Raw genomic sequence first — 15,297 nt, 5'->3', positions numbered from 1 at the left:
ATTTCGAAAACAGCGCTTCACGGTGACAGCAAAATAAAAAAACGCCCCGATTTGTTTAAATCAGAAAGGCGCTTTAATAATAATTTAATTTTCATTCTGATGAAATGTTTTTCTTAAGTCATGCAGATACCCATTAAGATGTGCGAGTATTTTACTCCGGGGAATAATACCGATGAATTGCTTTTGAGGATCTTCTACACATACGAAGGGATGTTGGATAGACTGAGTCATCACCCGCTCAAAAGGAGCATCTTCCTGCACAGATACGAAGTCTCTTTCCATTACGTCCTCTACGAGCCAATTGCTCAGTTTTTCGGGTTCTATTCGTTCGATTCCTAATATCGAATCCAAAATTTTCGCTTTACTGATAATTCCTTTTAGTTTATTATTCATTCCGAGCACAGGAATAGCAGTATAACCGGACTTTACAAGAACCAGTAGTGCGTGCTCTAAAGAGTTGTCCGGCTGAACATGTGCTACTTCTTCTGCAGGCACAACGAACAAATGGATGCTGCCGCTGAGGAGATCCATTTCCTGAATGTTTGGCATTATGATGCACACTTTCTCTTGTGGGATTAGAGGTAAAAGAGCCTCTCAAAGCTAATATTAGATGGAAAGAAGAAAAAAGTCAATGCAGCGAAGAGGACAGACAAGGAGAAAAATCACCAGTATTTCCATTTGAAGGTAAAAGGAGATCTGGTGATTCTTCTCGTTATTTGCGCATTTTAAATGCGGCATTAAGCTGTCCACGTAACATTTTGCTCCGTACGTCTGATTTTTTCATTTCCTCTTTTCGAATTTCAAAAGTCTGCATGCCATCTTCCATTTTATTTGCAATATCTACTAATCTTTCCACATCTCCAAAGGAGTATTTCCGTGTACCCCCTTTACTTCGGTCTGGAAAAATAAGCTTCCTTTCTTCATAATATCTAATCTGCCTTTCAGATAATCCAGTGAGTTCGCTGGCGATTCCAATACCAATCACTTTTTTATCTTTATAGGATGCTGTTTCTGACAAAGAAATCCCCGTCCTTCCCAATGCAATGGCGTTTTTTATACTATACCACGATAGGATTATAAGGCGGGATAAATTGTTAGATAATCTAACATAATTACTGGAGGTTAGTTTTTTTCTCTCATCATATCTTTTAACTCTCCAATTTCTTCACGCAGTTTGAGGATTTGATCTTTTGTTTCAGCTTCTTTTGCTGCTGCCTCTTTTTCTTTTTCCTCATTTTCAGCTTTTTCAACATTATTAACAATAACCCCGATAAAAAGGTTGAAAACAACGAATGTACCAACAAGCACAAAGCCAACAAAATAAATCCACGACCACCATACCTGCTCAAAAATTGGTCTCATCACCTGAGAAGCCCAGGACTCCAGGGTAACCACCTGAAACAGCGTCAGCAGAGAGAGCTGAAGGTTTCCAAAATATTCAGGGGCAATGTTCTGAAACAGCATTGTTCCTATTACAGCAAAAATGTAAAAGATAATACTCATCAGAAGCATGATGTTACCCAGCGCAGGAATCGTCATCAGCAGTGCATCCACCAGCCTGCGCAGGCTGGGGACGATAGAAATGGTTCGGAAAACTCTTAAAACCCTTAAAATTCGGAGCACAGTAACAAATTGCCCGCCTACAAAAATGTGGCTTGCTGCAACGATAAGAAAATCAAACCAGTTCCAGCCGTTGGAAAAAAAGTGTTTAATAGAATTTGAAGCCAGCATTCGTAGTGCAATTTCCACTGTAAATATCCACAAGAGTATTCTATCAAGAGTAAAAAATAACATCTGATTGTTTTCGTAAACTCCCGGGTATGTTTCAATTCCTACTATAACGGCATTAAATAATATCAAAGTCAATATGGTATACATAAATATATTATGGTCAACAAGAGTGACTATTTTCTTTCTCCATTTCGAAGTTAAACTTGCCATATGTATTCGTACCTGACCTTTCTGGATATCAGTATTCTCATGCTTTATCCATTCTACTAAAAATAGATGGATGGAGAAAGAAAAAGCTTTAGGAATTAATCTCTTTACGCAGGAAATATACTATATATATGTCCGGGCTGAGATTTTATACCAAATCATTTGATTGCTCCTAATAAATAACGGCAGCAATAATTAACTGCCGCCGTTCAATAATATAAATGAAACTTGCTATCTCTGCTTAAGAGAAGTTTTTCCTTTTCCAAGTTGCTGAGACCTCTCATAAGCACTTCCTATGCAGTCGATTATAGCTTCCTGTACCTGTCTTTCTTTCAAAACATCAAATCCTGCTTCCGTAGTTCCTCCAGGACTCATTATCTGCTTATAAAGTTCTGCTGGCGTAGATTCTTCTTCCTGAACTCTTCTGCTCGCTCCTATTAGTGTCTGGGCCACCAGGTCACGCCCTATATGGGCTGGGACACCAATGTTGGCTGCAGCCTTTTCCATGGACTCCATTAAATAATATATATAAGCCGGCCCAGTTCCAGTGAGAGCAGTTACCGCATCCATCATTGTTTCTTCGAGAACTGCAGTTTCTCCAATATAACTAAATAAAGATTCTACAGCTGCTTTTTGAGAGGAACTTACCTGAGCTCCGTATGAGATGGATGTCATGGAAGCAAGTACAGCTGCCGAAGTATTTGGCATCGTACGAATGACTGGAGAAACAGGTACCAATTCTTCTATTGAAGTAATAGTGACCCCGGCCATTACAGAAGCAATCATAGTTTTTTCATTTAGATGAGGAATAAGTGGTTTTAAAGCAGATTCCCAGTCTTTAGGCTTACAGGAGAGGATAACTATATCTGTTTTATCAGTAAGCTCTAAAATATCCCGTGAAATACTTACTCGGTAGTGATCTTTTAATTGGTTTAATCTGCTGTTATCCTCTCGATTTGTTACAAATATCTCCGCAGGGTTGAGCGAACCTTCTTTTACCCATCCTGCAATTAAAGCTTCAGCCATAGAGCCGGCGCCGATCATAGTTATTTTCATTTTATCCGTTCCTTTCTCTTTTGCCTTGTTAGTAGATACAGCAGAGTTATATAATAATTTATAATGCAGAAGATTTTGATTGCCTCATTTGATACCAGTTCGTCTTCAGCTCTTATAAATTTAATAGGTGAGTCACGAATGACGAAAGGAAACCATTCATAAGAAGGACACTTCTAACCGAAAGCTTTCTCTACGCCAGGCGAAGAAATAGAAATCTCAGACATCGCAATAAAGCATTTTATACCCAGATTATTTCAAATGAATAGATAATCAACAGGCTTGTTATTTTTTAAAACAAAACAGGCTATCAAAACCATAATATCTAAATAAGAGCCAGCTGGAAATGAAAATTAAATCTATTATCTGTGTTACGGCTGCTTATGTCAACTTAATTCAGAAAACGTTTCAATTAGAGGTACTATCTTAATAATTTTTCTTTTTAGCGTTAACAAAATTAATTATTTATTTTAGAAGAAGGTGCAGAATGAAAAAAAATCTCAGTGAAAAAATTGTAGTAATTACTGGAGCTTCAAGCGGTCTCGGTGAAGAAATGGCTTTAGAGACTGCTCACAGGGGCGGAATCCCAGTACTTCTGGCGCGGCGAGAAAATAAATTAAAAGCTTTATCTGCCAGAATCCAGGAGGAAACCTCAATTTATGCCCCCTGTTATCCGATTGATATAAGTGATTTTGAAAATGTATATGATGTTTTTCAAGAGATCGAGACGCATATGGGAAAAATCGATGTTCTTATTAATAATGCAGGATTTGGAATTTTCGATTACGTGAATAATGCATCAATCCAGGATATTGAAGAAATGATGAAAGTAAATGTAATTGGTGGAATAGCTGCGGTGAAAGCTGTACTTCCCGGAATGCTGAAAAATCAACAAGGTCATATTATTTTTATTGGTTCTATTGCTGGTAAAATGGCAACACCAAAATCAAGTGGCTATTCCGCTTCCAAGCACGCTGTTATAGGATTTGCAAACGCTTTGAGAATGGAAGTAGCTCAGCAGGGAATTAAAGTTAGTACGGTAAACCCCGGTCCGATAGAAACAAGTTTTTTTGACAGAGCTGATAAAGAAGGTACTTATAAAAAAAGCGTATCAAAAATTATGATGCAGTCAGAAAAAGTAGCAGCAAAAACTATTAATCTGCTTTACAAACCGAAACGAGAAATAAATTTACCTGTGTGGATGGGGATTGCTGCCATCGCATACCAGACAGCACCTAAAATAGTAGAGTGGGCAGCAGGAAGTCAGTTCAGAAAAAAATAAATAGATACGGAAGATTATCTGGGAAAGAAGGTGCAGAATGATTAAAGTACTTTTCGTTTGCCTGGGAAATATATGCCGTTCTCCAATGGCAGAAGTAATTATGAATGAATTAATAGAAACGAACGGTTTGGATAAACATATAACTGTGGATTCAGCAGGAACCGGGGACTGGCATACTGGCCTTCCTCCTCATGAAGAAACTGTAAAAATTCTTTTGAATAATAAATTAAGCCCCGAGGGTCTTACTGCGAGACAGATTACAATTCAAGATTATGAAGCTGACTACTTAATTGGCATGGATGCAGCTAATATAGGTTTTTTGCATCAAATGAGGAAGCCAGACGCATCTCCAGAAATCTTCCGTCTGCTCGATTTTGTGACGGATACCGAAATAATAGATATACCTGATCCGTATTTTACTGGCGATTTCAATGAAACTTATGAACTTATACAAAAAGGCTGCACAGCATTATTAAAATATATACAGCAAAAACATCATTTGACATAACTGAACAGTTTAAAAATCCTTTTCCAGGGAATGTAGATTACATTGATTAACATTTTATGAAATGGGAAGGTGAGCAGTTTGAGCGAATTACAACGTGTTCTGCAGGCGCGCAATTGGATGAAAACAAATGAAAATTTTTTACAAACTTGGCATGCGCACGTAGGCTATAAAATGGACCTATTTGACAGCTTTAAAAAATCTGCAGAAGTAAAAAGTGTAGCAGAAACAAGACAGCTATCACCTGATCTCCTGCAGCGGTGGGTAGATGTCGGAGTAGTAGTCGGTCACTTAAAAGAAACAAAAAAGAACCAATATAAATCGAAAAGAAGGCTGGTTAAGTATGCTTCTAAAAACAGTTCCGAGTCAGTTGGTATTTTACTGAGCGAAATGATGGAACTTCATATACCTACACTGTTGGAATATCCGGAAATATTGGTGTCTGATGAAAGAATTACATATATGTCAGACAAGTTTGCCCAAATAGTAGCAGAGACTTCAACGCTGCTTGAAAAAGCAGCTGTCAATCCTATATTAAAATGGGTGAAGAAGGAAAAACCTTCCAGTATTATAGATTTAGGAAGTGGACTAGGCGGTTATTTAAAGTCCATCAATAATAAATTTCCAAGGATCGAACTTACTGGAGTGGAATTAAGCGAAGAAGTAGTTAAGAATGCAAAGGAAAAACATGGCGATCAAATAAACATTATTCAAGGCGATATAGTAGAATTCCTTAATAAGTTTGAAGGGAAGACCGATATGCTTATGGCTCATAATCTGCTGTATTATTTTAAGCCGGAAGATAGAGTTGGTTTATTTAAAAAGTTTAATAATGCTTTATCCAGTAAAGGCTCTGTTACGATTATATCTCCGCTGGTTAAAGCAAAATATGGTGCTGCCTTCACCACAGCATTCAATACATTTATGACAGCACATGCAAATCTTTATCCGCTTCCTTCTCCAGAAGAATTAGAGAAGGATGCAGATGCTGCAGGATTTTCAGTGAAAGAAATGAAACCTTTAATCAGAGAAGGCGGATGGTATCTGGTGACGCTGAAGAAGGTTAATTAAATCAAGCCCGGCCAAAAATGGCCGGGCATTTTATGCGGAAAATAAAAGGGTTTTATGGTACGATAAAACTCATACAAGAGTTATACAATTATTGTTTAACTAAATTTGAATATATTATGTATTGATGGAGCCTGTAATCAAGAAAGAAGGTGCTTAAAAATGACACAAGTGGCAGTTATCGGCGCAGGCCCAGGCGGACTGGCAGCTGCAATGATTTTATCCTCGCAGGGATACAAAGTTTCAATTTACGAAAAGCAATCATATATAGGCGGAAGAACTTCTTCCTTCTCAGAAAACGGTTATACGTTTGACCTAGGCCCGACTTTTTTTAGTATGCCCCACATTCTCGAAGAAGTTTTTGAACAAAGCGGAAGAAAAATGGGTGATTACCTTGACCTCATCAGGCTTGACCCTATGTATACTCTTAAATTCAAGGATTTAGAAATAAATGCAAGCAGCGATGAAGTTACAATGTTTAATGAAATAGAAAGACATTTTCCGGGGAGCGGTCCAGAATATAAAAAATTCATGAAGGACACAAGAAAAAAATTAGCAGTACTTTCTCCAATTCTGCAGCAGGAGCATGCTTCCTTGTTTGATTATATCCGCTTAAGAAGTCTGAAAGCACTTCCTGAGCTTGAAATCGGAAAATCTTTATATGATGTATTATCTAAATATTTTTCAGATGAACGATTAAAGCTTTCATTTACGTTTCAATCCAAATACTTAGGAATGTCTCCTTGGGACTGTCCGGGCGCTTTCAGCATTCTCTCCTTTATGGAGCATGAATACGGAGTTTACCACCCCAGGGGAGGAATGAATCAAATTACTAAAGCTATGGCAAAAGTTGCGGAAGAGCATAATACTTCCATTCACCTGAATACAGGAGTTTCCAAAATTCATATTGAGAATGGTAAAGCTTCAGGGCTGCGGCTGGATAGCGGAGAAGAAATTGAAGCAGATCATATTATTATGAATTCTGACTTTGCGCACAGTATGCAGCACTTGATAGATGATGATCACAGAAAAAAATACAAAGATGAAAAGCTTTCTCAAAAAAAATATTCATGTTCCACTTTTATGATTTATGCAGGAGTAAAAGGAAAAATAAACTTGGATCATCATACAGTTTTCTTTGCAGATGATTATAAGAAAAACGTTGAAGAAATAATGAAACTTGGACATTTATCTACGGATCCGTCTATTTACGTTCATAATGCTTCTGTAACAGATGACTCCCTGGCGCCGGAAAATAACTCTGCTCTTTATATACTGGCACCAGTGCCGAATAATATGAGTGGGATTGACTGGGAAAATAAACAGATAGAGTTTCGGAATTTGGTTATGAAATTAGTAGCTGAAAAAGCAGGTATTCCTGATTTGGAAGAAAGAATTGAATTTGAGAGGATTCTTACACCAAAGGGCTGGGAAATAGACAAGTTCATTTATGAGGGAGCCACCTTCAGTCTGGCTCATAACCTTGGTCAAATGATGTATTTTCGTCCTCATAACCAGTTCGATGATATTAAAGGTCTCTGGCTTACGGGCGGCGGGACGCATCCTGGGAGCGGACTGCCTACGATATTTGAGTCAGCACGAATAACAGCTAAATTAATTCATAAAGCAGGTAAAAGGAAAGTGACATCATGAAAACAATAATTGTAGGCGGCGGAATCGGCGGCATGATTACAGCACTTTATGAAAAACAGGCAGGCCATGATGTGGAAATTTATGAAGCTAAACCGAAACTCGGCGGCAGACTTGCATTTCATAACAGAGGCCCTTACAAAATTGATGAAGGACCTACTGTAGTGCTTCTTCCTCAAATGATTAATGACATCTTAAAAGATCTCAATCTGGAAAATAGAATTGAGATGCTGCGTATTGATCCGCTATATCCACTTCATTTTCCAGGTGGGGAAACACTTTTAAAATGGAGCGACAGGAAGAAGCAGGCTGCAGAAATCGAAAGAATTTTTCCGGGAGAGTCAGATTCATTTCATAAATATATGAAAGATATGGAGCAAAGGTTTGAGGCTGGAAAACCTGCTTTTCTTGATCGTGCTTTTTTACAAAAAAGTTCTTTTTTTACAAAATCCAATATTAGTATTTTAATGAAGCTGAAAGCATATCAGAGTGTGCGGAAGCAGGCAAAAAAATATTTTAAATCAATAAAGCTGCAGGAAGCTTTTTCGCTCCAAACGCTTTATATCGGTGGTTCGCCCTTGCAGACATCTGCAATATATTCCCTGGTGCCTTTCAGTGAGCATGCACATGGAATTTGGTATGTAAAAGGTGGATATGGAAAGCTTGCAGAAGTCATTGCTGAAGCTTTAGAAGAACGCAATATTAAAGTAAATACACATGCTTTTGTAACTGAAGTAAAAACGGAGAAAGATAAAGCCACAGGTATAGTATCCCGAAATAAGTATATTCCTGCAGACCGAATCATCTTAAATGGAGAATTTCCCTTTATGAAAGACCTTATGCCCGGCCAGCAGAAGAAAACTTTTCAACCTTCCTCAGGATGTCTGTTAATGTTTTTCGGGTTAAGCGATAAAATAAATACAAAGCACGTTCATAATTTTTTTATGGGAGAGAGTCTGGATACCCACATGGAGAATTTGTTTAAAAAAAATAAATTGGATGAGGACCCAGCTTTTTATGTGTTTAATCCATCTTTAATTGATGATACTTTAGCGCCGCAAGGACATGGGGTTGCTTACGTCCTGGTACCGGTACCTGCTGCGGAGCATATTACCAGAGAGGATTATTTAATTTATTCAGAAAAAATAAAAAAGCTGCTGATTCAAAGAACAGATCATAATTTACAGGACAAAATTGTATGGGAACATATAAGGACACCTCATGAAGCTAAAGCTGATTACTTGTTTGAAGGCGGCAGTTTCGGAATAGCGCCAAGTTTATTGCAATCTGGTGTGTTCCGTCCTCAAATAAAGCCTTTTTCATATAAAAATGTTTATGCTGTAGGGGCATCAGTGCACCCTGGCGGAGGGATTCCCATAGTTATGCAGGGAGCAAAAATACTTTCTGAACTGCTTCGTAAAGAAGATGAGCAAGTAACTATCAACTAAGCTGAACTGATGGTAAAATTTTGTTAAGTATTTTATTTTTTTAAACTGAAATCTTGCGGCGAACCGAAGAAAGGAGTTACGCCAATGCATGTACAGCAGGCTTATGAGTACTGTAAGGGAATAATTGAAACTAATTCAAAAACTTTCGCAAAAGCTTTTCACCATCTCCCGAAACATAAGCGGCAGGCCGTATGGGCCGTTTATGCTTTTTGCAGGCAGGCTGATGATATTGTGGATGAGGAGTCGAGTGAAAATATATCACTGGAAGACTTTCAAACGCAGCTTAATCAATTTGCAGATGGGGAACTTATTACTGAGGATCCTTTATGGATTGCCTTAAAAGATACTTTCAAGAAATATCCAATGGACTTGCAGCCTTTTTATGAAATGCTTCAAGGACAAAAAATGGATTTAAATCATTCTAAGTACAAAACGTTAAGTGAAGTATTAGATTATTCCTATCATGTAGCCAGTACAGTTGGTCTTATGCTCCTGCCGATTTTAGCGCCCGATAAAACAAAGGAACTCCGGGAAAGCGCGGTGAAACTTGGTTACGCAATGCAGATTACGAATATACTCCGGGACATCGGAGAAGATTATGAAAAAGGCAGGAGGTATCTGCCTGAAGAATTAATGAAAAAGCATGGCTATACAGAATCTATGCTGTCGGCAGGAATAGTAAATCAAGCATTTATTCATCTTTGGGAGGATCTGGCAGGCTGTGCTGAAGGGTTTTACCGAGAGGCACTAAAGGATATGCATTTATATCCTCTGCCATCCAGAGTACCAGTGCAGGCAGCAGCACACTTCTATGAACGTATTCTGCATTCAGCCAGAGCGAATAATTACGATGTATTTCAGCAGCGTGCTTTTGTTTCGTTAGAAGAAAAGAAAACGATTTTAAATGGATTAGCAATGATAAAATAAATATCAAATCTTAATGGCAGTTACTCTTTTCCGCAGGCGTCCGCTGGTTTCCGATTCGTTCTTCCCTGTGTAAATCAAAAGAAAAAAATTGTTTCTATTACAAGCTTTTTTATTAACAAAATAAAGACTGGGCGATGTTCAGAAAGCCTGCGTAAAAAAGAAACGCTGCAATGATAGTGGCGTAAGTTTGAAACGCGGAGGGAACTCTTTATCTTGCAAAAAGGGCGGCGAATGATCTAACAGATCATTCGCCGCCCTTTTTATAGGGGTTTTAATAGGATAAAAACTCTTACGCTCACCTCGGGAACACAAGCTGATAAGCAGTGGAGCCCCCAAACAACAAAATCCTTCCTGTATTATTTTTTTATGTTGCACATTTAACCGTGGATTTTACTGATAAGGTTCCCAACATTCAATCCGCTTAAAGTAACCATTGGAGAGCCGCCTCCCGGGTGAGTGCTTCCTCCTGTAAAATATAAATTATTAATATCTGCTGAACGGTTATACGGACGGAGGAATGTGTTTTTACGGTCATTGGAAGAAAGACCGTAAAGCGCTCCGCGAAAAGCATGAAATTTATTTTTTATATCTTCTGGATGTATCATTTTTTTTGCTTCGAGATAAGGGGAGATATCTATTTTATGCTTTTTTAAGACATTGAATATAATTTCTTCTTTTAACGAAGGAGAAGCATCTTTCTTATGAAGAGGAGGAGCATTCACAAGTATAAATAAATTATCTCCTTCAGGGGAACGTGCAGGCTCTGTTTTTGCTGATGTACATATATAAATCGTTGGATCATCAGAGAATAAGCCCTTTTCAAATATATTCGTGAATTCTTTGCGCGGATCTTCTCCGAAAAAAACATGATGATGGTTCAGCGGAAAGCTTTTATTAGTGGCTGCGAGCATTACTGAAGCAGACACAGATGGCTCAAAATGATCGATTTTTTTGTCCGATAAAGAAGGACGGTCTGTTTCTTTTATGAGCCGCGGATATTGAGTAAGCAGATCTCCGTTTAAAACCACAACATCTGCTTCATAGCTGCTTTTATCAGTAACTACAAGTGTTGCTGTTTTTTTGGATACAGCTATTTCTTGTGCTTCTTCAGCAGTTCTGATATCTACGCCTATTTTTAAAGCCAGCTTTTCAAGTCCCTCAGCAATTTTATGGTTTCCTCCTTTCGTGTAAAACACTCCTTGCCCCAGTTCCAGATAACCAATTAATCCGAAGGTCGCAGGGGATGAATAAGGAGAGGAACCGATGTATGTCGCGTATCTGTTAAAAGCAGAAATGACACGTTCATCCTTAAAATAACGCCGGTGAAAATGATCCAGAGTTTCCAGTGGGCGGGAAGAAATAAGACCTTTTGTTAAGGGAAGGGATAAGTAATCTTTCCAGCTTTTAAAAGTTCTGCGCAGAAAGTAATTCTGTGCCAGGTCATGAAGCTTTTTCACTTCTTTTAAATAGGAGGAGAAGTGATCCGCTGCATACCCATCTAAAGACAATAATTCTTCTTTCATTCTTTCGTTATCAGATGAAAACATAAAAGAAGAGCCGTCTTTAAAAGAGTTTGTAGTATGATTCGTTAATTTTTGAAATTGGAAAAAATTTTCAGGTTCTTCCCCGGTCTGCCTTACCACCTCATTAAATACTTGAGGCATTGTAATTGTATTCGGACCAAAGTCAAAGCTTGCAGACCCTAAACAAACTTCATGCAGTTTGCCTCCAGTGTGATTATTTTTTTCGATCAGTGTGGTTTGAAAGCCTTTATTTTGAAGGGTAATAGCCGCAGCGAGCCCTCCTAGTCCTGCACCAATTATTACTGCACGCTTAATATTCATTGATACTTCCTTCCTTTCCAGTCGAAACCTTTTCTCGAAATACCTAAATAGGCAGAATAAGCGAGCATTGCAAGCATTGCAGCAGCTGAAAGAGGAAACAGCAGAAATAAGTAAAGTTTCTGATTTGAGAACACATCTACCGTTAGTTTTATGGAGAAAGTTAACAGAAGGGGCAGAAAATAAACAAGATTCAAAGAAAGGATACCCATAAAAGCAATCAATGCCGGCAGAATAAACAGCCCCATATAAACTACAGTTAAACCAAAGGCTGCTGTAAGACTTCTTCCCAGTCCAGGGAAGAAATTTTTAGCAAAACCGTGCCATACTTCTTTATTTGTTTCATACATATAGCAGGAAACAAAGTTTGTATTATTTACAAGACTTACGTACCAGCCGTGTTTCTTAAGTTCTTTCGCAATATGTATATCCTCAGTGAGTGAGTTTTTTACTGACTTGTGTCCGTCAATAGCGTGATATGCTTCTGCACGGAACATCATAAATGCTCCATGTGCAGCTGTTGCTTTAGACCAGAGCGTTTTATTTGCGAGCAGTACAGGAAGATGGACATAAACAAAAAAGTGCTGCATAGGAACCAGCAGGTGACCGAGAAAGCTTTTTAAGGGAATGTGAGGAAAACCAGTAATAAGCCCCGTCCCTTTCTTGAAAAGGGCCAGAGAACGTTGAATTACCATCGGATCTACTCTTACATCAGCATCTAAAAACAGGAAAAACTCCCCTCTGCCATACTGAGCCAGCTGATAACATGCGTGTACTTTTCCAACCCATCCCTCAGGCAGTTTCTTCCCGGAAATTATTTTCATCCGTGCATCGCCGTCAATATATTCTTTTAGTAAGGCATCAGTATTATCAGTGGAATTATCATTTAAAAATATAAATTCAACATTGTTATAACTTAAATTTTTTAAGGAATTTATTAAAGCAGGAATATTTCTTTCTTCGTCTCTTAAAGGAATGAGTACAGATACCAGGGGCGCATCTGTTTGAGGCATAAACTGATTTTTCATACCTGGCAGAGAGATGGTATTAAAAATTGTCCACACGAAAAGCAGAGCTAATAAGGTGAGGTAGAAAGTCATTTCAATATGCCTGCCTTTCTTTTTAACCTTTCCCAATGAGTACTGATATCCTGATATCCGGAAAGAAGTGGAACGAAATTATCATTTTCTTGAATTATATCCTCACGAAGATAATTTAACTCCTGCGTATGATAATCTTCCATTTGTTTCGTCCATTTTTTTCGGTTCCATGAAGGGGCTCCGGAAACCGGGGCTCCAATATGAATGAACCATTCAGGTTTGGAATGATGAAAAAGTCCGTGATAAAAGGAGATTGGTATTACAGGGGCAGTAGGCACCTGGTATTTCAAATGGCCCGCCCCGGAAAAAAATTGCAAGGGTCTTTTATCAAGAGGAAATTCATTGCCCTGCGGAAAAAGAAAAATATGCTTTCCTGCCCGAAGCTGTGCTGCGGCGTAATCAAGTGATTCTACTATAGAGCGGGGAGAATTGGGATTAATGGAAAACGCCCCTATTTTTTTAAAAAAAGGAAATCTGGCCAATCCATCTTCACTCATCATCGCAAGCGCATTTTTTTTCCAGATACTTTGATTTAAATAGAATAAAATTAATGGATCCCACCACGAGCTGTGATTTATAAGGACTATGGACCCCTTGGCAGGAAGGGGATTAGAGTTCTTTGTTAAATAAATTCCGTGAAAATTACGGCGGATCAGATGCTTATTATAATTATGGAAAATAAGTTTAAAAGTTTCATTATCTGAAGCCTGTATCATTATCTATACTTCCTTTGTAATTTATTATAAATAACATAAAATACAGCAGTTAGAAATATTACGATTACAGGAGCGAGTATAAGACCATTTACTGCTGCAATAATCACAAACATGACTACCATCATTCCGTACAGATATAACATTTTTTCTTTCCAGAAAGAGTGCTGTAAATTTCTCCATTCTCCTCTGCGGAAAAATACAAGTGAAATAATAAAGTGCAGGACAAAAGAAAGAATAAACCAGCCTAAGAAATTACTGAATGGAATATCATAATAAAATCCACCTTCGTGCCAAACCCAGTACTGTTTTACTTCAAACGCTACCGGGTCAAGGATCAAATCCAGGGAAACAGCAATGAAAGCTCCATAAACAGAATAAATAATCCTGCTGAAATGGTGGACAATATTAACTAAAGGAGCAGCAAGTACGTGGGAAGTGGCGATCACCATAACCCAGGCAAACCCAATAGTAACCGGGACCCCTATCACTTTTGGACCGAAATCAGCCTGATAACTGTACTCTCCAAAAAATAATCCTGTATGTACCCCGAAACTTTCGATAGCAATAGAGAGCACAAAAATGAAAATAACAACCATTATACCGAGAATGCGGGACTGGCTGCGGTAAAAATAAATCATTCCAAGAAAACCGGATGTGACCAGGAAAACTACATTTGCCCATTCCAGCCACGGTGGTACAAGGTCAAATGTCAACAGGACTACGCCTATTGCATACCATACAAGAAAAAATCTGTAAATATAAAGGTCGAATTTCGCTGGCATAATGTATCCCTCTTCTAAAGTAAAATATTAAATGAAATAGATTAATTTCCCTATGAAGGTTTTTTGTCATACAGTTTCAGCAGTATTCTTTTTTCCAGCCACGCTGCTGAGCAATTTATGTTTGGGGCTGTTCAATTTACTTGATAAACTTATTAGAGTTTGCCATCATTAGATTTTAATAAGAATCTTTTTATGGATCTTGAATTAATTATACCTAACAGAATTTTTTAAAGCGAGTGAAGCGTGCTTTATTAAGTGTGGAAAGCAGGAGGTTAATAATGAGAAATGTTATTGTAACGGGAGCGGCGAATGGAATAGGAAAAAGTATAGCAAGAAGATTTGTGGAAAACGAAGATAGAGTTTTTCTTGTAGATAAAGATGCAGCAGGAGAAAAAACTGCTGCTGCATTAGGAACTAATGCTTTTTTTATTCAGGCGGACCTCGCAGTACCTGAACAAATCAACCGTACTTTTTCTGACATTTCTGAACATGCTTCTCAAATTGATGTGTTAATTAATAACGCAGGAATTTCAGCATTTAGAAATTTTGATGAACTTACGATCGAAGAGTGGGATCACGTGATTAACTCAAACCTGAGAAGCGTGATGCTTATGAGTAAATATGCCTCTAAAATAATGAATAATGGGGCTATAATTAATATAGCTTCCACAAGAGCAGCAATGTCAGAACCGGGAAGTGAAGCATACGCAGCTTCCAAAGGCGGTATCACAGCACTAACGCATGCGCTGGCTGCAAGTCTTGCTGCAAAGAAGATCACGGTAAATGCAATAAGCCCCGGGTGGATCCATACAACAGAAGAGCCATTAGATGATTATTATCATGATATGCACTGGTCGAAAAGAGTTGGCAGACCGGAAGATGTAGCTTCGTTATGTATGTTTATAGCGCAAAAAGAAAATGCTTTTTTAAATGGTGAAGATATTCAATTAGATGGCGGGATGACAAAAAATATGAGGTATGACTGAA

At 38.2% G+C, this 15,297-nt stretch carries 15 protein-coding genes; 7 read left to right on the top strand and 8 right to left on the bottom strand.

What is annotated here, in order from left to right:
- Nucleotides 1–84: 84 nt before the first annotated feature.
- From cbpB to proC, 4 genes are all read right to left on the bottom strand, one after another.
- A complete protein-coding gene (gene cbpB / locus BLP92_RS03555; protein WP_090840630.1) occupies nt 85–549 on the bottom strand; it encodes a cyclic-di-AMP-binding protein CbpB in 465 nt (154 codons plus the stop codon).
- Nucleotides 550–712: 163 nt separating this feature from the next.
- A complete protein-coding gene (locus BLP92_RS03550; protein WP_090840628.1) occupies nt 713–1,018 on the bottom strand; it encodes a MerR family transcriptional regulator in 306 nt (101 codons plus the stop codon).
- 104 nt (nt 1,019–1,122) lie between these two features.
- Nucleotides 1,123–1,941 (bottom strand): ion transporter, encoded by an 819-nt coding sequence (locus BLP92_RS03545; RefSeq protein WP_090840626.1) that lies wholly within the window; start codon nt 1,939–1,941, stop codon nt 1,123–1,125.
- 228 nt (nt 1,942–2,169) lie between these two features.
- On the bottom strand, nt 2,170–2,994 hold the full coding sequence (gene proC / locus BLP92_RS03540; RefSeq protein WP_090840624.1) for a pyrroline-5-carboxylate reductase: 825 nt from the start codon (nt 2,992–2,994) through the stop codon (nt 2,170–2,172).
- Nucleotides 2,995–3,478: 484 nt separating this feature from the next.
- Between proC and BLP92_RS03535 the strand changes: the two genes are divergently transcribed.
- From BLP92_RS03535 to BLP92_RS03510, 6 genes are all read left to right on the top strand, one after another.
- Nucleotides 3,479–4,273 (top strand): SDR family NAD(P)-dependent oxidoreductase, encoded by a 795-nt coding sequence (locus BLP92_RS03535; protein WP_090840622.1) that lies wholly within the window; start codon nt 3,479–3,481, stop codon nt 4,271–4,273.
- A 37-nt stretch (nt 4,274–4,310) separates the two neighbouring features.
- The gene (locus tag BLP92_RS03530) at nt 4,311–4,781 is read left to right on the top strand and encodes a low molecular weight protein-tyrosine-phosphatase (protein WP_090840621.1); all 471 of its coding nucleotides are present in this window, start codon (nt 4,311–4,313) and stop codon (nt 4,779–4,781) included.
- Nucleotides 4,782–4,859: 78 nt separating this feature from the next.
- Nucleotides 4,860–5,849, top strand: coding sequence for a class I SAM-dependent methyltransferase (locus tag BLP92_RS03525; protein ID WP_244516634.1), 990 nt, complete (start codon nt 4,860–4,862; stop codon nt 5,847–5,849).
- A gap of 159 nt (nt 5,850–6,008) precedes the next feature.
- On the top strand, nt 6,009–7,499 hold the full coding sequence (locus tag BLP92_RS03520) for a phytoene desaturase family protein (RefSeq protein ID WP_090840617.1): 1,491 nt from the start codon (nt 6,009–6,011) through the stop codon (nt 7,497–7,499).
- On the top strand, nt 7,496–8,944 hold the full coding sequence (locus tag BLP92_RS03515) for a phytoene desaturase family protein (RefSeq protein ID WP_090840616.1): 1,449 nt from the start codon (nt 7,496–7,498) through the stop codon (nt 8,942–8,944). Before BLP92_RS03520 ends, BLP92_RS03515 begins: the two co-directional genes overlap by 4 nt.
- Nucleotides 8,945–9,028: 84 nt before the next feature.
- Nucleotides 9,029–9,871, top strand: a complete 843-nt coding sequence (locus BLP92_RS03510) for a phytoene/squalene synthase family protein (protein WP_090840614.1) — start codon at nt 9,029–9,031, stop codon at nt 9,869–9,871.
- Between the two features lie 377 nt (nt 9,872–10,248).
- On the opposite strand, the gene BLP92_RS03505 is transcribed toward BLP92_RS03510, so the two are convergent.
- Genes BLP92_RS03505 through BLP92_RS03490 form a run of 4 tightly spaced genes read right to left on the bottom strand, consistent with a single transcriptional unit; the run spans nt 10,249 to nt 14,310 of the window.
- Nucleotides 10,249–11,715, bottom strand: coding sequence for a phytoene desaturase family protein (locus BLP92_RS03505; RefSeq protein WP_342028370.1), 1,467 nt, complete (start codon nt 11,713–11,715; stop codon nt 10,249–10,251).
- Entirely contained in the window at nt 11,712–12,848 is a 1,137-nt protein-coding gene (locus BLP92_RS03500) for a glycosyltransferase family 2 protein (protein WP_210184559.1), read from the bottom strand. Before BLP92_RS03500 ends, BLP92_RS03505 begins: the two co-directional genes overlap by 4 nt.
- Nucleotides 12,809–13,528: a lysophospholipid acyltransferase family protein gene (locus BLP92_RS03495; RefSeq protein WP_090840610.1), complete on the bottom strand. Its 720-nt coding sequence runs from the start codon at nt 13,526–13,528 to the stop codon at nt 12,809–12,811. Before BLP92_RS03495 ends, BLP92_RS03500 begins: the two co-directional genes overlap by 40 nt.
- Nucleotides 13,528–14,310 (bottom strand): carotenoid biosynthesis protein, encoded by a 783-nt coding sequence (locus BLP92_RS03490; protein WP_090840608.1) that lies wholly within the window; start codon nt 14,308–14,310, stop codon nt 13,528–13,530. Before BLP92_RS03490 ends, BLP92_RS03495 begins: the two co-directional genes overlap by 1 nt.
- Before the next feature lie 278 nt (nt 14,311–14,588).
- On the opposite strand from BLP92_RS03490, the gene BLP92_RS03485 reads away from it, so the two are divergent.
- Nucleotides 14,589–15,296: an SDR family NAD(P)-dependent oxidoreductase gene (locus BLP92_RS03485; RefSeq protein WP_090840606.1), complete on the top strand. Its 708-nt coding sequence runs from the start codon at nt 14,589–14,591 to the stop codon at nt 15,294–15,296.
- The last annotated feature ends 1 nt before the right edge of the window (nt 15,297 follow it).

Source organism: Alkalicoccus daliensis (assembly GCF_900103955.1).
GTDB lineage: Bacteria > Bacillota > Bacilli > Bacillales > Salisediminibacteriaceae > Alkalicoccus > Alkalicoccus daliensis.
The sequence above is the reverse complement of the archived record's forward strand: the minus strand, read 5'-3'. Positions and strand labels throughout refer to the sequence as shown.

What these genes read in the sequence shown, in the direction of transcription:
- cbpB (WP_090840630.1), bottom strand. Translation starts at nt 549, where the DNA reads ATGCCAAACATTCAGGAAATGGATCTCCTCAGCGGCAGCATCCATTTG.
- BLP92_RS03545 (WP_090840626.1), bottom strand. Translation starts at nt 1,941, where the DNA reads ATGGCAAGTTTAACTTCGAAATGGAGAAAGAAAATAGTCACTCTTGTT.
- proC (WP_090840624.1), bottom strand. Translation starts at nt 2,994, where the DNA reads ATGAAAATAACTATGATCGGCGCCGGCTCTATGGCTGAAGCTTTAATT.
- BLP92_RS03535 (WP_090840622.1), top strand. Translation starts at nt 3,479, where the DNA reads ATGAAAAAAAATCTCAGTGAAAAAATTGTAGTAATTACTGGAGCTTCA.
- BLP92_RS03530 (WP_090840621.1), top strand. Translation starts at nt 4,311, where the DNA reads ATGATTAAAGTACTTTTCGTTTGCCTGGGAAATATATGCCGTTCTCCA.
- BLP92_RS03520 (WP_090840617.1), top strand. Translation starts at nt 6,009, where the DNA reads ATGACACAAGTGGCAGTTATCGGCGCAGGCCCAGGCGGACTGGCAGCT.
- BLP92_RS03515 (WP_090840616.1), top strand. Translation starts at nt 7,496, where the DNA reads ATGAAAACAATAATTGTAGGCGGCGGAATCGGCGGCATGATTACAGCA.
- BLP92_RS03510 (WP_090840614.1), top strand. Translation starts at nt 9,029, where the DNA reads ATGCATGTACAGCAGGCTTATGAGTACTGTAAGGGAATAATTGAAACT.
- BLP92_RS03505 (WP_342028370.1), bottom strand. Translation starts at nt 11,715, where the DNA reads ATGAATATTAAGCGTGCAGTAATAATTGGTGCAGGACTAGGAGGGCTC.
- BLP92_RS03495 (WP_090840610.1), bottom strand. Translation starts at nt 13,528, where the DNA reads ATGATACAGGCTTCAGATAATGAAACTTTTAAACTTATTTTCCATAAT.
- BLP92_RS03490 (WP_090840608.1), bottom strand. Translation starts at nt 14,310, where the DNA reads ATGCCAGCGAAATTCGACCTTTATATTTACAGATTTTTTCTTGTATGG.
- BLP92_RS03485 (WP_090840606.1), top strand. Translation starts at nt 14,589, where the DNA reads ATGAGAAATGTTATTGTAACGGGAGCGGCGAATGGAATAGGAAAAAGT.